Source organism: Vogesella aquatica (assembly GCF_028548455.1).
GTDB lineage: Bacteria > Pseudomonadota > Gammaproteobacteria > Burkholderiales > Chromobacteriaceae > Vogesella > Vogesella aquatica.
The window spans coordinates 186099-201720 of record NZ_JAQQLF010000004.1 but is presented as its reverse complement, the minus strand read 5'-3'; the positions used below and the strand labels follow the sequence as shown (position 1 = coordinate 201720).

At 62.8% G+C, this 15622-nt stretch carries 17 protein-coding genes; 8 read left to right on the top strand and 9 right to left on the bottom strand.

Annotated elements, in window-relative coordinates:
* Nucleotides 1–21: 21 nt before the first annotated feature.
* Genes PQU95_RS03955 through PQU95_RS03940 form a run of 4 tightly spaced genes read left to right on the top strand, consistent with a single transcriptional unit; the run spans nucleotide 22 to nucleotide 2950 of the window.
* Nucleotides 22–984: a D-2-hydroxyacid dehydrogenase family protein gene (locus PQU95_RS03955; protein ID WP_272750786.1), complete on the top strand. Its 963-nt coding sequence runs from the start codon at nucleotides 22–24 to the stop codon at nucleotides 982–984.
* A complete protein-coding gene (locus PQU95_RS03950; protein ID WP_272750824.1) occupies nucleotides 984–1757 on the top strand; it encodes a substrate-binding periplasmic protein in 774 nt (257 codons plus the stop codon). The genes PQU95_RS03955 and PQU95_RS03950 overlap by 1 nt, the downstream gene beginning before the upstream one ends.
* A 49-nt stretch (nucleotides 1758–1806) precedes the next feature.
* Nucleotides 1807–2346 carry a cysteine hydrolase family protein gene (locus PQU95_RS03945; RefSeq protein WP_272750785.1) on the top strand — a complete coding sequence of 180 codons (540 nt, stop codon included), beginning with the start codon at nucleotides 1807–1809 and terminating at the stop codon, nucleotides 2344–2346.
* A complete protein-coding gene (locus PQU95_RS03940) occupies nucleotides 2336–2950 on the top strand; it encodes a VC0807 family protein (RefSeq protein WP_272750784.1) in 615 nt (204 codons plus the stop codon). The genes PQU95_RS03945 and PQU95_RS03940 overlap by 11 nt, the downstream gene beginning before the upstream one ends.
* A gap of 61 nt (nucleotides 2951–3011) precedes the next feature.
* Here PQU95_RS03940 and PQU95_RS03935 read toward each other — a convergent pair whose 3' ends face one another.
* Both PQU95_RS03935 and PQU95_RS03930 read right to left on the bottom strand, forming a co-directional pair.
* Entirely contained in the window at nucleotides 3012–3374 is a 363-nt protein-coding gene (locus PQU95_RS03935; protein WP_272750783.1) for a nuclear transport factor 2 family protein, read from the bottom strand.
* Nucleotides 3371–4759, bottom strand: a complete 1389-nt coding sequence (locus tag PQU95_RS03930) for a nicotinate phosphoribosyltransferase (RefSeq protein ID WP_272750782.1) — start codon at nucleotides 4757–4759, stop codon at nucleotides 3371–3373. Before PQU95_RS03930 ends, PQU95_RS03935 begins: the two co-directional genes overlap by 4 nt.
* A gap of 139 nt (nucleotides 4760–4898) precedes the next feature.
* Between PQU95_RS03930 and PQU95_RS03925 the strand changes: the two genes are divergently transcribed.
* Together PQU95_RS03925 and PQU95_RS03920 are read left to right on the top strand one after the other, a co-directional pair.
* Nucleotides 4899–6779 carry an MFS transporter gene (locus PQU95_RS03925; protein WP_272750781.1) on the top strand — a complete coding sequence of 627 codons (1881 nt, stop codon included), beginning with the start codon at nucleotides 4899–4901 and terminating at the stop codon, nucleotides 6777–6779.
* A gap of 106 nt (nucleotides 6780–6885) precedes the next feature.
* Nucleotides 6886–7266 carry a cupin domain-containing protein gene (locus PQU95_RS03920; RefSeq protein ID WP_272750780.1) on the top strand — a complete coding sequence of 127 codons (381 nt, stop codon included), beginning with the start codon at nucleotides 6886–6888 and terminating at the stop codon, nucleotides 7264–7266.
* Between the two features lie 66 nt (nucleotides 7267–7332).
* On the opposite strand, the gene PQU95_RS03915 is transcribed toward PQU95_RS03920, so the two are convergent.
* The 3 genes from PQU95_RS03915 to PQU95_RS03905 form a co-directional block, all read right to left on the bottom strand.
* The gene (locus PQU95_RS03915) at nucleotides 7333–8070 is read right to left on the bottom strand and encodes a pseudouridine synthase (protein WP_272750779.1); all 738 of its coding nucleotides are present in this window, start codon (nucleotides 8068–8070) and stop codon (nucleotides 7333–7335) included.
* 146 nt (nucleotides 8071–8216) lie between these two features.
* Entirely contained in the window at nucleotides 8217–8768 is a 552-nt protein-coding gene (locus tag PQU95_RS03910; protein ID WP_272750778.1) for a YfaZ family outer membrane protein, read from the bottom strand.
* Between the two features lie 36 nt (nucleotides 8769–8804).
* Nucleotides 8805–9443, bottom strand: coding sequence for a YceH family protein (locus tag PQU95_RS03905; protein WP_272750777.1), 639 nt, complete (start codon nucleotides 9441–9443; stop codon nucleotides 8805–8807).
* A 150-nt stretch (nucleotides 9444–9593) separates the two neighbouring features.
* Between PQU95_RS03905 and PQU95_RS03900 the strand changes: the two genes are divergently transcribed.
* Complete coding sequence (locus PQU95_RS03900) at nucleotides 9594–10355, top strand: TlyA family RNA methyltransferase (protein WP_272750776.1); 762 nt, start codon at nucleotides 9594–9596, stop codon at nucleotides 10353–10355.
* A 29-nt stretch (nucleotides 10356–10384) separates the two neighbouring features.
* Here PQU95_RS03900 and PQU95_RS03895 read toward each other — a convergent pair whose 3' ends face one another.
* Nucleotides 10385–10870 (bottom strand): universal stress protein, encoded by a 486-nt coding sequence (locus PQU95_RS03895; protein WP_272750775.1) that lies wholly within the window; start codon nucleotides 10868–10870, stop codon nucleotides 10385–10387.
* Nucleotides 10871–11056: 186 nt separating this feature from the next.
* Here PQU95_RS03895 and PQU95_RS03890 point away from each other — a divergent pair, with 186 nt between their 5' ends.
* The gene (locus PQU95_RS03890) at nucleotides 11057–11353 is read left to right on the top strand and encodes a hypothetical protein (RefSeq protein WP_272750774.1); all 297 of its coding nucleotides are present in this window, start codon (nucleotides 11057–11059) and stop codon (nucleotides 11351–11353) included.
* A 63-nt stretch (nucleotides 11354–11416) separates the two neighbouring features.
* Here the strand turns inward: PQU95_RS03890 and PQU95_RS03885 are convergent, their stop codons facing one another.
* From PQU95_RS03885 to PQU95_RS03875, 3 genes are all read right to left on the bottom strand, one after another.
* Nucleotides 11417–12772, bottom strand: coding sequence for a glutamine synthetase family protein (locus tag PQU95_RS03885; protein ID WP_272750773.1), 1356 nt, complete (start codon nucleotides 12770–12772; stop codon nucleotides 11417–11419).
* 173 nt (nucleotides 12773–12945) lie between these two features.
* The gene (locus PQU95_RS03880; RefSeq protein WP_272750772.1) at nucleotides 12946–14163 is read right to left on the bottom strand and encodes a diguanylate cyclase; all 1218 of its coding nucleotides are present in this window, start codon (nucleotides 14161–14163) and stop codon (nucleotides 12946–12948) included.
* 164 nt (nucleotides 14164–14327) lie between these two features.
* Nucleotides 14328–15587 (bottom strand): glutamate-5-semialdehyde dehydrogenase, encoded by a 1260-nt coding sequence (locus tag PQU95_RS03875; RefSeq protein ID WP_272750771.1) that lies wholly within the window; start codon nucleotides 15585–15587, stop codon nucleotides 14328–14330.
* Between the last annotated feature and the right edge of the window lie 35 nt (nucleotides 15588–15622).

Below are 15622 nucleotides of genomic sequence, written 5' to 3'. Positions count from 1 at the left end.
CAACAATGTCAGGAGCATTGCATGCCATTCCAGTTGGTGATTCCCGATGACTACCAGCACGCCAGCCAAGCCTGCAGCGGCTTGTTCCAGCACCCCGACATCCAGACCACGGTGCTGGGCGACCTGCAACGCGACCCGGCGGCGCCTGCCGCGCTGGCCAGGGCAGATGGCTTGTTGCTGATACGAGAGCGCACGCCAATCGACGCCGCCTTTCTGGCACGCTACCCGCAGCTCAAGTTGATTAGCCAGACCGGCAAGCTGGCGCGTAACGTGGACGTGGCGGCCTGCCGGCAAGCCGGCGTGGTGCTGATGGAAGGCAACGGTAGCCCGATAGCGCCAGCCGAGCTGGCCTGGCTGCTGATGATGGCCGCACGCCGCCAACTGTTGCCGGCGGTACAAGGGCTGTACGCCGGCCAGTGGCAAACCAGTCTCGGCCGCGCCATGCACGGCGATACGCTGGGCATTCTGGGTTTTGGCAAGATCGGCCAGCGCGTGGCCGGCTTTGCCCGGGCCTTCGGCATGCAGGTGGTGGTGTGGGGCAGCGAGCGAGCCCGCCAGGAGGCGATCGCCCTTGGCTACCACGCCGCTGACAGCCGGGCCGATTTCTTTAGCCGCTGCGACATCGTCAGCGTGCACCAGCGCCTGGCACCAGCCACCGCGGCCAACATCGGCGCCGACGACCTGGCGCTGATGAAGCGGGACGCGCTATTCGTCAACATCAGCCGCGCCGAGCTGGTGGCCGACGGCGCACTGTTGGCCTCACTGCAAGCAGGCCGGCCCGGCTTTGCCGCGCTGGACGTGTTTGAACAAGAACCGGTATACGACCCCGCCCACCCGCTGCTGCAACTGCCGAACGTGCTGTGCACACCACATCTGGGCTACGCCGAGCAGCACAGCTACGCCCAGTACCTGGGCCAGGCTTTCGACAATGTGGTGCGCTATCTGCGCGGCGAGCGCGACCACCTGCTGGCCGTCAGCGCGTGATGCACTGGCGGCTGGTATTGCTGGCGCTACTCAGCCTGCCACTGCAGGCAGCCACGCTGCGCTTTGTCGGTACCGACTTTCCGGGCATTCTGCACTCAGGCACGCCACAGCCCTACGGCCTGGCGGTAGACGTGATCAACGCCGTGTGCCAGCGCGAACAGCTGGATTGCCGCATTGCGCTGCTGCCGTGGCTCCGCGCGCAATCGGCCGTGCAGTACGGCCAGGCCGACGTGCTGATCGGGCCGTACCGCAACCGCGAGCGCGCCCGCTTCCTGCAGTTTTCGCGTTACCCGCTGTACGTTGATACGCTGTACTGGTACCGGTTGGCTAACCGCCCGCTGGCCTGGAACGGCGACTTTGCCAGCCTGGCCGGCTTGCGCCTGGGCCTTACCCGTGGCTGGACGCTGGGACAAGGCTATGAAAGCACCAAACAGCAGCTGGATGTCGACATTGGCGACACGCTGGAACAAGGCATGGCCAAGCTGCAACGGCACCGGCTGGACCTGATCGCCAGCAACGAGCGTACCGCACGCGCCGTGCTGGCCCGCCTGGGCCAGCATAATGTGCTGCCCTTGCTGCCGGCCATCAGCCAGCAAGGCGGCTTCTTCGGCTACGGCCTGCATACGCAGGGCCGGGATGAGCCTGCCCGCTTCGAACAGGCGCTGTCGCGGCTGGCGGAAAGCGGCGAGCTGGCGCGCCTGAGCCTGCGCCACGGCCTGGCCTACCCTGGCAAAAATACCAACTGGCCAGACTACCTGAGCCAGCTACCGTAAACTGGTGGCTATTTGCCGCGCTGCGGCCAACCTTCCGTGGAACCCTGCCATGCCTGCTACCGCCTTGCTTGTTATTGACTTCCAGTACGGCCTGATCGACATGCCGCCGCTGGCCACCCGCGGCCCGGAAACCCTGTCCATGCTGAACCGGCTGATCGCCCATGCCCGCAGCCAGGGGCACGAGGTGATTTTCATCCAGCATTACGCCGACGACCTGCCGCGCGGCAGCGAAGCCTGGCAGCTGCACCCTGGCCTGGCACGGCTGGGCAGCGATGTGGTCATTGAAAAAACCGCCTGCGACAGCTTTCTGGACACCAGCCTGCGCCAGTACCTGGACAGCCGTGGCATCGAAAACCTGTGGGTAGGCGGCTACGCCAGCGACTTCTGTGTTGATACCACCGTGCGCCGCGCCGCCTCCATGGGTTACGCCGTTACCGTGGTGGCCGACGCCCACACCTGCAAGGACCGCCCCTACGTGAGCGGCGAAGCCTTGGTGGCGCACCTGAACTGGCTGTGGGCCAATATGGATGTGCCGGGCAATATGATCCGCGTGCTGCCGCTGGACGAGCTGGCCGCCGATGCGGGCTGACTGGCGCACGCTGCTACCCGACCTGGCGGCCAACCTGTTGCTGCCGTGGTGGGTGTACGACGCCTGCCTGCCCGCCTGGGGCGAGCGTGGCGCGCTGTTGTGGTCCGCCTTGCCGCCTTTGCTGTGGAGCCTGTGGGAGCTGTACCGCTACCGGCGGCTGGATGCGCTAAGCATCGTGGTGTTGGGCGGCATCGGCCTGTCGCTGCTAGCCGCCTGGGGCGATAGTGACGCGCGCTGGTTGCTGGTGCGCGAGTCGATGGTAGGCGGCGCCACCGGGCTGGTGATGCTGGCCAGCGTGGTGTGGCGCAAACCCTTGCTGGCCGTGCTGGTGGCGGCCGCGGCCAGACGGCAGCCGGATAGCCCCGCGGCGGCGCTGCTGGCCAGCCCCACACCACGGCTGACGCGGCTGTGGCGCGACCTTACCGTACTGTGGGGTGGCGGCCTGATCGGCGAATGCGGGCTGCGCAGCTGGCTGGCTTTTCACTGGCCCATTGCCCGTAACGTGGCGCTGGGCCCGTGGCTCAGCTACGGCTTGCTGGCCCTGCTCATGCTGGCCGGTCTGCTGTGGGGGCGCCGCCTGGCGCGGCAGCCGCTGCCGGCCTGAAACCGGCGCAAAAAAGCCTGCCGGTGGTAACGGGCAGGCTATGGCTGGCAGCGCAGGCGCTTCAGCCCGCCTGCTCCAGCTGCGGCTCGCCCATGATGGTAGAGGCGTCCACGATGCGGCCATGCTGTACGCGGTAGATCATGGTCATCGCCACCTTGCCGCGCCCGGCCGGAAAGTTGCGGGTGACCACTTCCTCGTCTATTACCACCTCGCCGATCACCACTCGGCGCAGCAGCTGCGCGTGCAGATCCGGCTCGGCAAAGCGCAGCTTCATGCGCTGGCGAATCTCGTCATGCCCCTGCGCCACCAGCGTGGCCGGGTACTGGTACATGCACGCGTCCTGCGCATAGCAGGCCAGCAGTGCATCCAGATTCTTGGCGTTGTAGGCATCCAGCTGTGCCTGAATCACGTGTTCGGGGCTCATCTTTCCTCCAGGTGCAGGGCTGCGCGGGCGCGGATATCGGCCAGGGTTTCGTCTACCAGCAGACGGCCGTTTTCCCACACCACGTGCATTTGCAGGTCGATATCGGAGACACGCTCCAGTGTGTTCACGCCCCAGGCGGCGCGGCTGTCGCGCGCGGCCACCACACGCCCCCCCAGCGAACGTTTGCCGGGGTCGGTGACCGGGTCTTTGAATACATCGCGCCATTCGCCGTTGATGCAGATAGCCGAGCACTTCAGTGCCATCTTGTGGGTATCGCGGTCCAGCTTTTGCAACAGCTCGGCGCCCATGCCGAAAGCCACGTTGTCGGCGCTATAGCCCAGCTTGGCCAGGCGCGACAGGATGGCGTCGATACTGGCCAGATTCACGCCGTCGCCCTGGATCACGCGCACATGGTTCAGCACACGGTAACCCTTGCTGTTGACGGTGGTACCGAACGATGCGGCCAACCTTTCCACCACTTCGGCCACCACTTGCACCGGCTCGCCGGAGTCCGGGCGGATCACCACGGTGGCGCCGCTGTCTATCACTTGCTGGCGCAGGCGTTCGCCCCACAGCTCGCTCACGGCGTGGAACACGTCGTAGCTGTCGCTCACCACCGCCAGCAGCGCGCCGGGCTTGGCAAAACGGGTCAGCATATTGGCAAAGGCTTCGCCTTCCTGCGCACGGCCCCAGGCGGTGATGGTGGAGTGCTCGGCCGCCGGGATGGAAAACGCGGCACACGGCTCGTGGTAGTGGCGGCGGGCGGCCACCAGCGCGGCCAAGGTGTCGCTACCCTGGAAGTTCACCAGGTGGGCCAGGCCGCCGATTTCCGAGCTTTCGTAGCTGGATACGCCGCGGGCGCCAAAATCGTGCAGCTTGAACGGCAGGCCGGACAGGTCGTCGGCAGTCTGTTGCAGGTAGCGGCGGATGATTTCCTTGGCACGGAAGCTGCGCGTGGCCACGCTGATGGGGTACCACACGCGCAGCAAGGCGGTCTCCAGGAACGACACCACCCAGAACAGCTCGGGGTCGGTGGATTCGATGGTAATCATCGGAATGCCGGTAGGGATCAGCTCGCCTTCGGCCACCGCGCGGATGCGTACCGGCCAGTAGCCGTCGTGCTGCTGCACGATGCGCTCGAAACCGGCGCGGTTGAACGGCAAGCCGTGCAGTGCCACCACCGCCTCGGCCTCATCGATGTGCTCGCGGGTAATGCGCTGGCTCAGGTAATCCTTCAGCAGGCTTTGCAGGCCGAAAAACAACACATGCGACGCCGTGCCACCCCGTGCCGCCACGTAGGAGTACATACCCTGCGTGCCGGGCGGGTACTGCGCCCAGTGGCTGAGTTTGTAGGAGTCGCTGTTGAGGATGGGATTAATGATCATGGTATGGGCACAGCATGGGTAAACGACCCCTAGCATACGCTGCCGAAACGGTAATGTCATAGTGCGCGGTTTGTAAGCAACTGGCGGGATGGCATACCATCAACCCATCGTCCTTCGGACTCGCGAAAGATCCGCCCCCATGGCGCACCACCCGAACCAGTTTGACCTGCTACGCACACGGCGCTTCGTCCCGCTATTCATCACCCAGTTTTTTGGCGCGTTCAACGACAACTTGCTGAAAAACGCCGTGGTAGTGCTGATCAACTTTCACGGCATGCAAATGCTGGGGCTGGCGCCCGAGCTGATGATCCAGCTGGCCGCCGCGCTGTTCATCCTGCCCTTCTTCCTGTTTTCCGCCACCGCTGGCCAGCTGTGCGAGAAGTACGACAAGGCGGCGATAGCCAGGGTGGTCAAGCAGATGGAAATCGCCATCATGCTGGTGGCGGCGCTGGGTTTCTGGCTGCATAACGGCGTGATCCTGATGAGCACCATCCTGCTGATGGGTATCCATTCCACGCTGTTTGGCCCGCTGAAGTTCAGCGTGCTGCCGCAATACCTGAAGCCGCAAGAACTGGTAGGCGGCAACGGCCTGATCGAAATGGGCACCTTCGTGTCCATCATCCTGGGCCAGGTAGCCGGCACCGTACTGGTGAATGCCGACCCGAGCCGCGTCACGCTGATCGCCGCCCTGCTGGCCTGCGCGCTGGCCGGCTATGCCTCGGCCCGCGCCATGCCGCCGGCACCGCCTACCGCGGCCGGCTTGCCGATAGACTGGCACTTCGGCCGCCAGACCTGGGCCATCATCCGCGAAGCCAAACAGAACCGCGCCGTGTGGCTGTCGCTGCTGGGTATCTCGTGGTTCTGGTTCCTGGGCGCCATTTACCTGTCCAAGCTGCCCACCTACGCCAGCGATGTACTGGGCGGCGACGCCAGTGTCTATACCCTGCTGATGACACTGTTTTCGCTGGGTGTGGGTGTCGGCTCGATGCTGTGCGAGAAACTATCCGGCAGCAAGGTAGAGCTGGGCCTGGTGCCGTTTGGCTCGCTGGGCCTGTGCCTGTTCGGCATCGACCTGTACTTTGCCACCCCGGTGGCCGCCGCGCAGACGCTGGACTGGCTGGCATTTGTGCGCGACATCGGCCACTGGCGCCTGATGGCAGACTTCACCCTGATCGGCATCTTCGGCGGCTTCTACATCGTGCCGCTGTACGCGCTGATCCAGAGCCGTGCCGCACCGGCATTCCGCTCGCGCGCCATCGCGGCCAACAATATCCTGAACTCGCTGTTCATGGTGGCCAGCGCCGTCTTTGCCGCCATCCTGGCAGGCATGGGGGTGAGCATTCCTAGCGTGCTGCTAATCGCCGCCCTGCTCAACCTGCTGGTCGCCGCGTACATCTACAGCCTGCTGCCGGAATTCATGATGCGCTTCCTGGTGTGGATCGCCACCCACACGCTGTACCGCATCCGCCACGAAGGGCTGGAGCACATCCCGGAAGAAGGCCCGTGCGTACTGGTCTGCAACCACGTCAGCTTCATGGACGCGCTGATTCTGGCCGGCGCCGTACGCCGCCCGGTACGCTTCGTGATGGACCACCACATCTTCAAGGTACCGCTGCTGAACTTTGTGTTCCGCACCGCGCGGGCCATCCCCATTGCACCGGCCAAGGAAGACCCGCAAGCCAAGGCCCGCGCCTTTGACGCCGTAGCCGCCGCGCTGGCCGAGGGCGAAGTGGTGTGTATCTTCCCCGAGGGCAAGATTACCTACGACGGCCAGATCAACCCGTTCAAGAGCGGCATCGAAGAAATTGTGGCGCGCACACCGGTACCGGTGATACCCATGGCGCTATGCGGCATGTGGGGCAGCTTTTTCTCGCGCCGCTACGGGCCGGCCATGCTGAGCTGGCCACGCCGCGCCTGGTCGCACATCGCCCTGAAAGCCGCTGCGCCGGTACCGGCGGCACATGTCAGTGCCGCCGGCCTGCAACAAGCCGTGAGCCAGCTGCGCGGCGACTGGCAATAGCCACGCGGTGGCACCGCCCAAAGCTTGCGGCCAACCTTGGGCTGTGCCACAGTGTCAAACATAATCAACAGCTTGTACCAAGATACCAATACAGAGGAGTAGGGCCGTGTCGAGCGCCAATGAGATTGTGTTATTTCACCACCAGGACATTACCCCGGATACCTTTGCCGCCCCGCAAGAACGCCGTCTGAGTGGCGAATGCGAACAAAGTGTAGAGCTGCACTACAGCGACCCTAGCGGCCAATTTCATGCCGGCCTGTGGTCGGGTGGTGTCGGTGCCTGGCGCGTAAAGTATACCGAGTGCGAGTTCTGTACCCTGCTGGAAGGCCATGTCCGCTTGCTGGGCGATGATGGCAGTGTGGCGGATATCCGCGCCGGCCAGCATTTTGTGATTCCGGCCGGTTTCGAAGGGGTATGGGAAGTGCTGGAACCCGCCAAGAAAACCTTTGCCGTGTTCGAAGAAGACCGTTTGGCAAACAAGGAATAAGCCGCCAAAATAGCGACCACGAAAAAGCCCCTGTCATCACGGCAGGGGCTTGTTGACTTTAGCCACTCAGAACTTCTCGTTTTCCAGCAGGTAGCGCCACTGACCTTGCTGCAAGTCGCCCAGACGCACGCGGCCGATGCGGATGCGGTGCAGGCGCTCGATTTCCAGCCCCACGGCAGCGCACATGCGCTGGATATGGCGGCGCTGCTGCTGGCGCAGCACAAAGCACAGCTGGCGGTCACTCTGGCGGCTGACACGGGCGGCGTCCAGCGTGTCGCCGTCGGCCTGCACGCCTTTGCCCAGCGCGGCCAACTGTTCGGCCGAGGCAGGGGTTTTCAGCCATACCAGGTATTCCTGTTCGCACTCGCCGGCCAACAGCTTGCGTGCTACGCGGCCGTCTTGCGTCAGCACCAGCAGGCCGGACGCATCAACGTCCAGCTTGCCCGCCGCCGCCAGCTTGTGCTGGTGCTTTTTCAGGAACATCACGCCAGAGCGGTCTTGCTCGGCGCGGGTTTCCGGCTTGACCAAAAGCCAGGCCGGGCGTTCGCCCTGCATCTCGGCCGGGCCGCTGACAAAGCCTACCGGCTTGTGCAGCAAGATGGTTACACGTTCGGCCTGTACGTTCAGTGCACCGTTTTCCAGGGTCACGGTCTGCTCCGGGCGCACGCGGCTACCCAGCACGTTTACTACTACGCCATCTACTTTTACCAGCCCCTGCTCGATAAATTCGTCCGCTTCGCGGCGGGAGCACAAACCCAGCTCGGTCATGCGTTTGGACAGGCGGATGGTGTTGTCGTCGCTCATGGCGCATACCTCTAAACATTCAAGCGGGGATTATCGCCGCTTTTACCGCTGGCGCGGTGGCCAATACCGCTCCGGCAGCAAAAGCAGCTGCAAAAAACCCCCTCGGTATACCCGAGGGGGCTGTCAGCCTGAGCATGCTGGCTAATTCAGAACGCTGCCGACACACCGGCATACGCACCGTCAGCCAGCTTGATATTGCGGCGGCCGTCTTCACGCTTGACCTCTACCGTGCGGTAGCCCACTTCGATACCCACCATTTTCAGCGGGCTCCAGCGTACGCCGGCCATGGTATCGGTGACTTGTGTAACCGTACCACTGCTGGCACCGGCACCGGCGTAAAAGCCGTGTACGAACGCTTCGGCACTCATCGGCAGGTCCACCGTCAGGCGGCCGCCAGCCATCGCGGCGCTGGCCGGGCCATTGGCTTCCAGGTACACCAGCTTGCCGCCCAGGTCCACGCGCAACAGCATGGGTACCGGCAGGCCGACCATCACACCGGCGGCGCCAAAGCTGGGCTTGTTCCCCTGGCTGTCCTTGTTGTCCGACTTGATGTAGTCCAGCGCCAGGCCAGGGCCCAGGCCGGTAGGCATGCGGGTTACAAAGCGGTATTCGCTGCCCGCAGCGATCGTGGTGTCACCGGCATGGGCGGCAAGAGGCATAGCCAGCAAAGCGGCGGCCAACAGGGTGTATCGTGTCATTATCGTTATCCGTTAATCATGAAGAGCGCCGCCATATTACGCGCTCGCCTGCTGTGTCTCCAGTGCTTCGATGCGCTGCAACATCAGCGCTAGCTGCGCCTCCAGCTCGGCGACGCGCTCCGCCAGTGCGGCATCGCCGCCCTGTGGCGCGAGGTTGGCCGCCGACACGGCCAAGGCTGGCGGATGCAGCAGATGCACCCAGCGCGCCTCGCGCTCGCCCGGCTGGCGCGGCAGCTTTTCTACCAGTGGCGGATATTTGTCGGCCAGCGCGGCCAGGGCGGTTTCCACTTCGTCCACGCTGGAAAAGCTGTAGACACGGCCGGCACGGGTACGCAGCTCGGCGCTGGTCTGCGCGCCACGCAGCAGCAGCAAGCACAGTGCGGCCAACCTGGCGCCGTCAATATTCCAGGCGTAGTTCAGCCGGTGCTCGTATTTGGCCACGCGGCTGCCAGCCGGGATACGCTCGGCCACCAGTTTTTGCGCCATCAGCTCGTCCAGCGCACTGCTGATATCCGCCTCGCTCAGGCTTAGCACCGGGTCGCGGCTGGTGAGCTGGTTGCAGGCAGACTGCAAGGCATTCAGGGTGAGCGGGTAGCTGTCGGGCGTGAGCGCCTGTTTTTCTATCAGTGCGCCCAATACGCGCACGGTGTGCGGATGCAAAGTCAGATTGTCCATACCGGCACCTGTGTGGGTGAAATGCAGGGTTGAAATGGCAATAAATGAATGCATCATCGCACCGCTACCGCTTGCGGCCAAGCCTGCCTTGACAGTACCCGGCAGATTGCGCACCCTTGCGCGGTTTTGTACTGGCAGCAGGGGGCAGGAATGAAGCGCGTGGATCTTCTCTTGGTAGAACAGGGCCTGGCCCCGTCGCGTACCGCAGCACAGCAGCTGATCGAGGCCGGCCGCGTCAGCGTGGCAGAGGGTGCGGGCACGCGCCTTATCGGCAAGGCCAGCCAGAAACTGCCCGACGACGCGGTATTCCATGTGGTGCCGGACGAGGCCGACCGCTATGTATCACGCGGCGGCCTGAAAATGGCCGGGGCGCTGGCCGCCGCCGGCCTGCACGATATCCAGGGCTGGCGTGCGCTGGACGTGGGGCAATCCACCGGCGGCTTTAGCGACTGCCTGCTGCAAGCCGGCGTATGCCGTGTGGTGGGTGTGGATGTGGGCCACGACCAGTTGGCCGCACGCCTGCGCAACGATGCGCGTATACGCTATTTCGAAGGGGTGAATGCCCGGGCCCTGGACCACGCCGCCCTGCTGGCGGCCAACGATGGCGAAGCCTTCGATCTGATGGTGTGCGATGTATCGTTTATTTCGGTGGCGCTGATCTACCCGTCGGCGCTGCCCTTGATCCGCCCGGGTGGCTATCTGCTGGGCCTGGTGAAACCGCAGTTCGAAGTTGGCCGCGAGGGCCTGGGCCACGGCGGTATCGTGCGCGATAGCTCGCTGTATGCCGGCGTGGAAGACAAGATCAGCCGCTGCGTGGCCGAGCTGGGCTTTGACAAGCTGGGCTGGTTCGATAGCCCGATCAAGGGCGGCGACGGCAACCACGAGTTTTTCATCCTGGCGCGCCGCCGCTAGCTTATGCCGCAGACACACTGCGGCCAACCTTAACCTGCGCTTGGCGCTGCGTTGTCGTCGTCTTCCGGGTTACGCACTACCAGCAGGGGCAAGGTACTTTTGCGCAGTACAGACTCGGCAAAACTGCCCAGCAGCAGGTGGCGCCAGCCGCGATGGCCGTGGGTACCGATCACCAGCAAATCCGCCCCGGCTTCTGCCGCAAAATCTACCAGCTGCGCGGTGGCCGCCTCGCTACCCTGCGGTGCTTCCAGCAGCTGCTGGCTGGTGTCTTTTACGCCATGTTGCCGTGCGTAGTCCGCCGCTTCATCCAGTACGGACTGTCCTTGTTTTCTGGCCTCGTCGTACAATGCTTGCGTATCCAGCAGGCCCGCACTGTCTACGGCAAAATCGTGCAGGCAGATGACATGCACCAGGGAAAGATGGCTATTGGCCGCTGCGGCAATACGCACGGCTTCAACCAGTGCCGGGCGGGCGTTATGGCTGCCATCCAGTGCAATAACGAGGTGTTTGTACATGAAACTCTCCTTGGCAGTGGGTGTCTGATGCTTACCCAGATTGTGCTATACGCGCGCAGTAGTGCCCTATCACTGCGTGAGTCTTGCTTGATCTGGTACAAATGCTTTCGATGTAGTACTTCTACTAATAATCAAACCGGAGTAATTCAATTATCATGACCGGCAGTTTATTTAGCGGAGGCTGACGTGCTGGGAACCTTCATTCTTGTCGTCTGTTTTTTTCTTGCCGGTCTGATCTGGTTCTTTTACCACCAAGGCAAAAAGCAGAAAAGCAATCCCCCCAGCCGTACACAGTACGCCGCGCATACCCAGCGCCGCGTGCTGCCCCCTACCAGCCACATGACAGGCGAAGCCTACGGCAAGCTACTGCGTGCCGCGCAAGGCGACCGCCAGCAAGTCGAACTGTGGATTGTCGAGGCGCAGTGCAATCTGACTGGCCGCACACGCAGCGAAATCATCGAGCTGCTGGCCAAAGAACGCTAAGACAGGGATACCGCGCAAACCCAAAACGCCCCGCACCATGCGGGGCGTTTTGCTTGCGGCCTATCAGGCCAGGACACCAAGATAGCGGCGCTCCCAAGCGGTGATTTCGTTGTGAAAGCTGGCAAGCTCCACCTCTTTTACCGCGACATAAGCCTCGCTGAACGCCGCGCCAAACAGCAAGCGGGCCGCCTCGCCTTGCTGCATGCGTGCCAGTGCCGCATCCAGGGTGCGTGGCAGCGCATCGCCACAGTCGGCCTGCAAGAAAACGTTTCCGCTCACCGCCGGCGTAGGCTGCAAGCCCTGCTCCATGCCCAGCAAACCCGCGCCCAGGCTGGCAGCCAGCGACAGGTATGGGTTGGCGTCGCAACCTGGCAAACGGTTTTCCACGCGACGGGCCTGCGGCGCAGACAGTGGTACCCGCAAGCCCACCGAGCGGTTGTCTACCCCCCAGCTCAGGTTCACCGGTGCCGCCAGGTTTTTGACAAAGCGCCGGTAGGAGTTGGGACTAGGACAATACAGCGGCATCAGCTCGGCCAGATAGCGCTGCATGCCGGCAATAAAACCGTAAAACAGCTGGCTTTCGCTGCCATCGGGCTGGCTGAAAATATTGCGCCCGTCGCGGTCTACCACGCTCTGGTGCAGGTGCATGGAACTGCCAGGCTCGCCCGCCAGCGGCTTGGCCATGCACACCACATTCAGGCCGTGCTTGTTGCCGGTTTCTTTTAGCAGCGTCTTGAACAGGAAAGTCTGGTCGGCCAGCGCCAAGGCATCGCCATGCTTGAGGTTGATCTCGAACTGGCTAGGCCCCATCTCGTGTACCCAGGTATCGGTAGCGATACCCAGCAGCTCGCAGCCGCGATAGACATCATCGAAAAAGGCTTCCAGATCGTTGAGGGTGCTGAAGCTGAACGAGTCGAAACCGCGCTCGCGCCGGCCACTGCGCAAGGCTGGTGGCTGGAACGGGGCATCACTGTCCGGGTTGGCCGCAAACAGATAGAACTCCAGCTCTGGTGCCACCACGGGTGTCCAGCCGTGACTGGCGTAGCGCTGTAGCACCTGTTTCAACACCGTACGCGGCGCCAGCGGCGACAGGCTACCATCGTGATCGACACAATCGCACAGCACCAGTGCACGTGGCGTAGTCGCCCAAGGCAGCTGGCGCAGGGTGGCCATGTCGGGCAACAGGGTAACATCGGGGTCTTCTTCACCGTAAAAGCGGTAATCGGGAAACTCGCCAATGCAGCTCTGGATAGCAACGGCACGCGCAATGCGCAGCTGCTGGCCATCGATAAACGCCTGGCGCGGCAAGGTCTTACCACGTGCAAAACCGGTTACGTCAGCAAAAGCCAGCTCGACATCACGAACACCCAGCTGGCTCAACCATAGCGCCTGCTCGGGGTGTGGTACGGGGTGGGACATGCGGCATCTCTCCTGTTATGTGCCGTGCCAGGGTGGCTGGCAGGCATGCTATGCAAAGAGTATGCACGCAGCAATTCCGCAATCAAGCATATTGTTCCGCCAAGCAGAACTGTTTAAAAAATTAAGCTTAAAGCCTGGTCTACCCGGGTATTCACGCCACAGTGGGCCTTGGACTACTGCAAGGCAGAACACTGGTTACGGCCCATGCGTTTGGACGCGTACATGGCCTGATCGGCACGGCGCAACCAGTCGTGCAATGTATCGCCGTGGCGCAACTGGGTGATACCGAATGAGGCCGTTACCGGCAAGCACACCGGCTGCTGCAACAGCGGTTCTGCGGCCAACTGTTCGCACAGCCGCCGTGCCAGCTGGGCGGCATCGTCCAGCCGCATACCCGGCAACAGGATGATGAACTCCTCGCCCCCAAAGCGGGCCAGCAGGTCTGCCGGCCTGAGCCGTGCGTCCAGCCGGCGGGCCATGGCAACCAGGACATCGTCGCCAATGTCGTGGCCATAGGTATCATTGATTGCCTTGAAGAAGTCGATATCCAACATAATCAGGCTGCAGATCACTTGCCCGCTTTCCCATTTCGCCAGATTGTCGTTCAAAGCGGCAATCGCTGCCCGCCGGTTGGGTAGCTGGGTCAGCTCGTCCTGATGGGCCATACTGCGAATGGTGCCAAGAGCAAGCTGCAAACGGCAATGCTCTTCTTGCAAGGCGGCAAGTGACTGTTCTGCGCGCATATTGGCATCCAGCAGCTCTTCGGCAAGCAGCCGGGCCTGCAAAGCTGCGCCCACCCCTCTTACCAGCTGACGGTTGACCACGCCACTGTAAACAATCAGCAGCAAAGCGTACAAAGCGCCGGCCATCGCCACATACACGTCCAGCGGTTGGGGGTGAAATACGGCGTACAGCAAGATCGGCAGATAGATTCCCAGCAGAAAAGCCACCACCGATGTCCAGAACATGGAGTGCACCAGCACCACCATGGCGCAGATACCGCTGAGAATGATGTACAGCATCATGCCGAATATCGGCGTGGCAATGGGTATCAGAAACCAGACACTGGCTCCCCAACCCAGCCCCAGCAGCGCTTTGGCCCCCAGCTGCAGACGTACCCAGAGCTGTTTATTAGCTGGCTGCGCCTCGGTGAGTGCCTGCGGCAGACAGCAGGCCAGGTTAAGTATGACGATCAGGGTAATCAGCACACTCCAGACATACAACGGCTGCAGGTCTGCCAGGTGCTCGGCGTGACTCAGGTAGAGCAAGAGTGCCGCCGCCACCGGCGTGGACAAACTGGCCACAAAGCCACGCCTGGCTACCAACCGGATGCGCTCGCCGAGCAAGGCATCGGCAAGGAGATGGTCGTCTACTTGTACTTTCGCAGACATGCTGCCCCCTTGTGCAGAACGGGCCGGCATCCGCCAGCCACGATGAGCGGCACACTATAGGGCCCGGCCACGGCGGGCGAGCCTGCGCTTATGGCGGGCGCGAGTGCTTTGTCGTGCCGGGGCAGCCTTGCTGGCTACCCCGTTTACATCATGGCTGCTTGCAGCTAGCTACGTACCTGGCCATCGCCCAGCACGATCCACTTCTGGCTGGTAAGGCCATGTAAGCCGACCGGGCCACGGGCATGGATTTTGTCGGTAGAAATACCGATTTCGGCACCCAGCCCATACTCGAAACCATCGGCAAAGCGGGTACTGGCGTTCACCATCACGCTGGCCGAATCCACCTCGCGCAGGAACTGGCGCGAGCGGGCGTAATCGTCGGTAATGATGGCGTCGGTATGGTGGCTTCCGTAGTGGTTGATGTGCTCGATGGCATCGTCGATACCACCGACCACCTTGATGGCCAGAATCGGCGCCAGATACTCTGTGCCCCAGTCATCGGCCGTCGCGGCCACCACCTTGTCACCCAGAATGCCGCGCGTGCGTTCGCAGCCACGCAGCTCTACGCCCTTTTCCCAGTACGCTGCGGCCAACCTTGGCAGGATGAACTCGGCAAAGGCGGTATGCACCAGCAGGGTTTCCATGGTGTTACACGTGCCGTAGCGGTGCGTCTTGGCGTTCAGCGCGATATTGAAGGCTTTTTCCGGATTGGCCGTGTCGTCGATATACACATGGCAGTTACCGTCCAGATGCTTGATCACCGGCACGCGGGCATCACGGCTGATGCGCTCGATCAGGCCCTTGCCGCCACGCGGCACAATCACGTCGACAAACTCGGTCTGGGTAATCAGCTCGCCCACGGCGGCACGGTCGGTGGTTTCCAGCACCTGTACCACGTGCTGCGGCAGCCCGGCCACGCGCAGACCTTCGTGCACGCAGGCGGCAATGGCCTGGTTGCTGTGGAAAGCTTCCGAGCCGCCACGCAGGATCACCGCATTGCCCGATTTCAGACACAGGCCGGCAGCGTCGGCGGTGACATTGGGGCGCGCTTCGTAAATGATGCCGATCACGCCCAGCGGTACGCGCATCTTGCCCAGCTGTATGCCGGACGGGCGGTAGCTGAACTCGCCCATCTCGCCCACAGGGTCGGGCAGTGCGGCAATCTGGCGCAGGCCTTCTGCCATGCCGTGTACGGTTTTTTCCGACAGGGTCAGGCGGTCGATCATGGCCTCTTCCAGGCCATTTTTCCGCGCCGCCTCCAGGTCCAGCATATTGGCCGTTACCAAGCGCTCCAGATCGCGCTCGATGGCATCGGCCATGGCGTGCAAGGCCCTATTCTTCTGGTTGGTATCGGCACGGGCTATGGCGCGGCTGGCCTTGCGGGCAGCTTGGCCAACGACATTCATATAATGCTTAACGTCCATGGTCTTGTCCTGAAATACATATGGTGTCCCTAGCT

What these genes read in the sequence shown, in the direction of transcription:
- PQU95_RS03955 (WP_272750786.1), top strand. Translation starts at nt 22, where the DNA reads ATGCCATTCCAGTTGGTGATTCCCGATGACTACCAGCACGCCAGCCAA.
- PQU95_RS03950 (WP_272750824.1), top strand. Translation starts at nt 984, where the DNA reads ATGCACTGGCGGCTGGTATTGCTGGCGCTACTCAGCCTGCCACTGCAG.
- PQU95_RS03945 (WP_272750785.1), top strand. Translation starts at nt 1,807, where the DNA reads ATGCCTGCTACCGCCTTGCTTGTTATTGACTTCCAGTACGGCCTGATC.
- PQU95_RS03940 (WP_272750784.1), top strand. Translation starts at nt 2,336, where the DNA reads ATGCGGGCTGACTGGCGCACGCTGCTACCCGACCTGGCGGCCAACCTG.
- PQU95_RS03935 (WP_272750783.1), bottom strand. Translation starts at nt 3,374, where the DNA reads ATGAGCCCCGAACACGTGATTCAGGCACAGCTGGATGCCTACAACGCC.
- PQU95_RS03930 (WP_272750782.1), bottom strand. Translation starts at nt 4,759, where the DNA reads ATGATCATTAATCCCATCCTCAACAGCGACTCCTACAAACTCAGCCAC.
- PQU95_RS03925 (WP_272750781.1), top strand. Translation starts at nt 4,899, where the DNA reads ATGGCGCACCACCCGAACCAGTTTGACCTGCTACGCACACGGCGCTTC.
- PQU95_RS03915 (WP_272750779.1), bottom strand. Translation starts at nt 8,070, where the DNA reads ATGAGCGACGACAACACCATCCGCCTGTCCAAACGCATGACCGAGCTG.
- PQU95_RS03910 (WP_272750778.1), bottom strand. Translation starts at nt 8,768, where the DNA reads ATGACACGATACACCCTGTTGGCCGCCGCTTTGCTGGCTATGCCTCTT.
- PQU95_RS03905 (WP_272750777.1), bottom strand. Translation starts at nt 9,443, where the DNA reads ATGGACAATCTGACTTTGCATCCGCACACCGTGCGCGTATTGGGCGCA.
- PQU95_RS03900 (WP_272750776.1), top strand. Translation starts at nt 9,594, where the DNA reads ATGAAGCGCGTGGATCTTCTCTTGGTAGAACAGGGCCTGGCCCCGTCG.
- PQU95_RS03895 (WP_272750775.1), bottom strand. Translation starts at nt 10,870, where the DNA reads ATGTACAAACACCTCGTTATTGCACTGGATGGCAGCCATAACGCCCGC.
- PQU95_RS03885 (WP_272750773.1), bottom strand. Translation starts at nt 12,772, where the DNA reads ATGTCCCACCCCGTACCACACCCCGAGCAGGCGCTATGGTTGAGCCAG.
- PQU95_RS03880 (WP_272750772.1), bottom strand. Translation starts at nt 14,163, where the DNA reads ATGTCTGCGAAAGTACAAGTAGACGACCATCTCCTTGCCGATGCCTTG.
- PQU95_RS03875 (WP_272750771.1), bottom strand. Translation starts at nt 15,587, where the DNA reads ATGGACGTTAAGCATTATATGAATGTCGTTGGCCAAGCTGCCCGCAAG.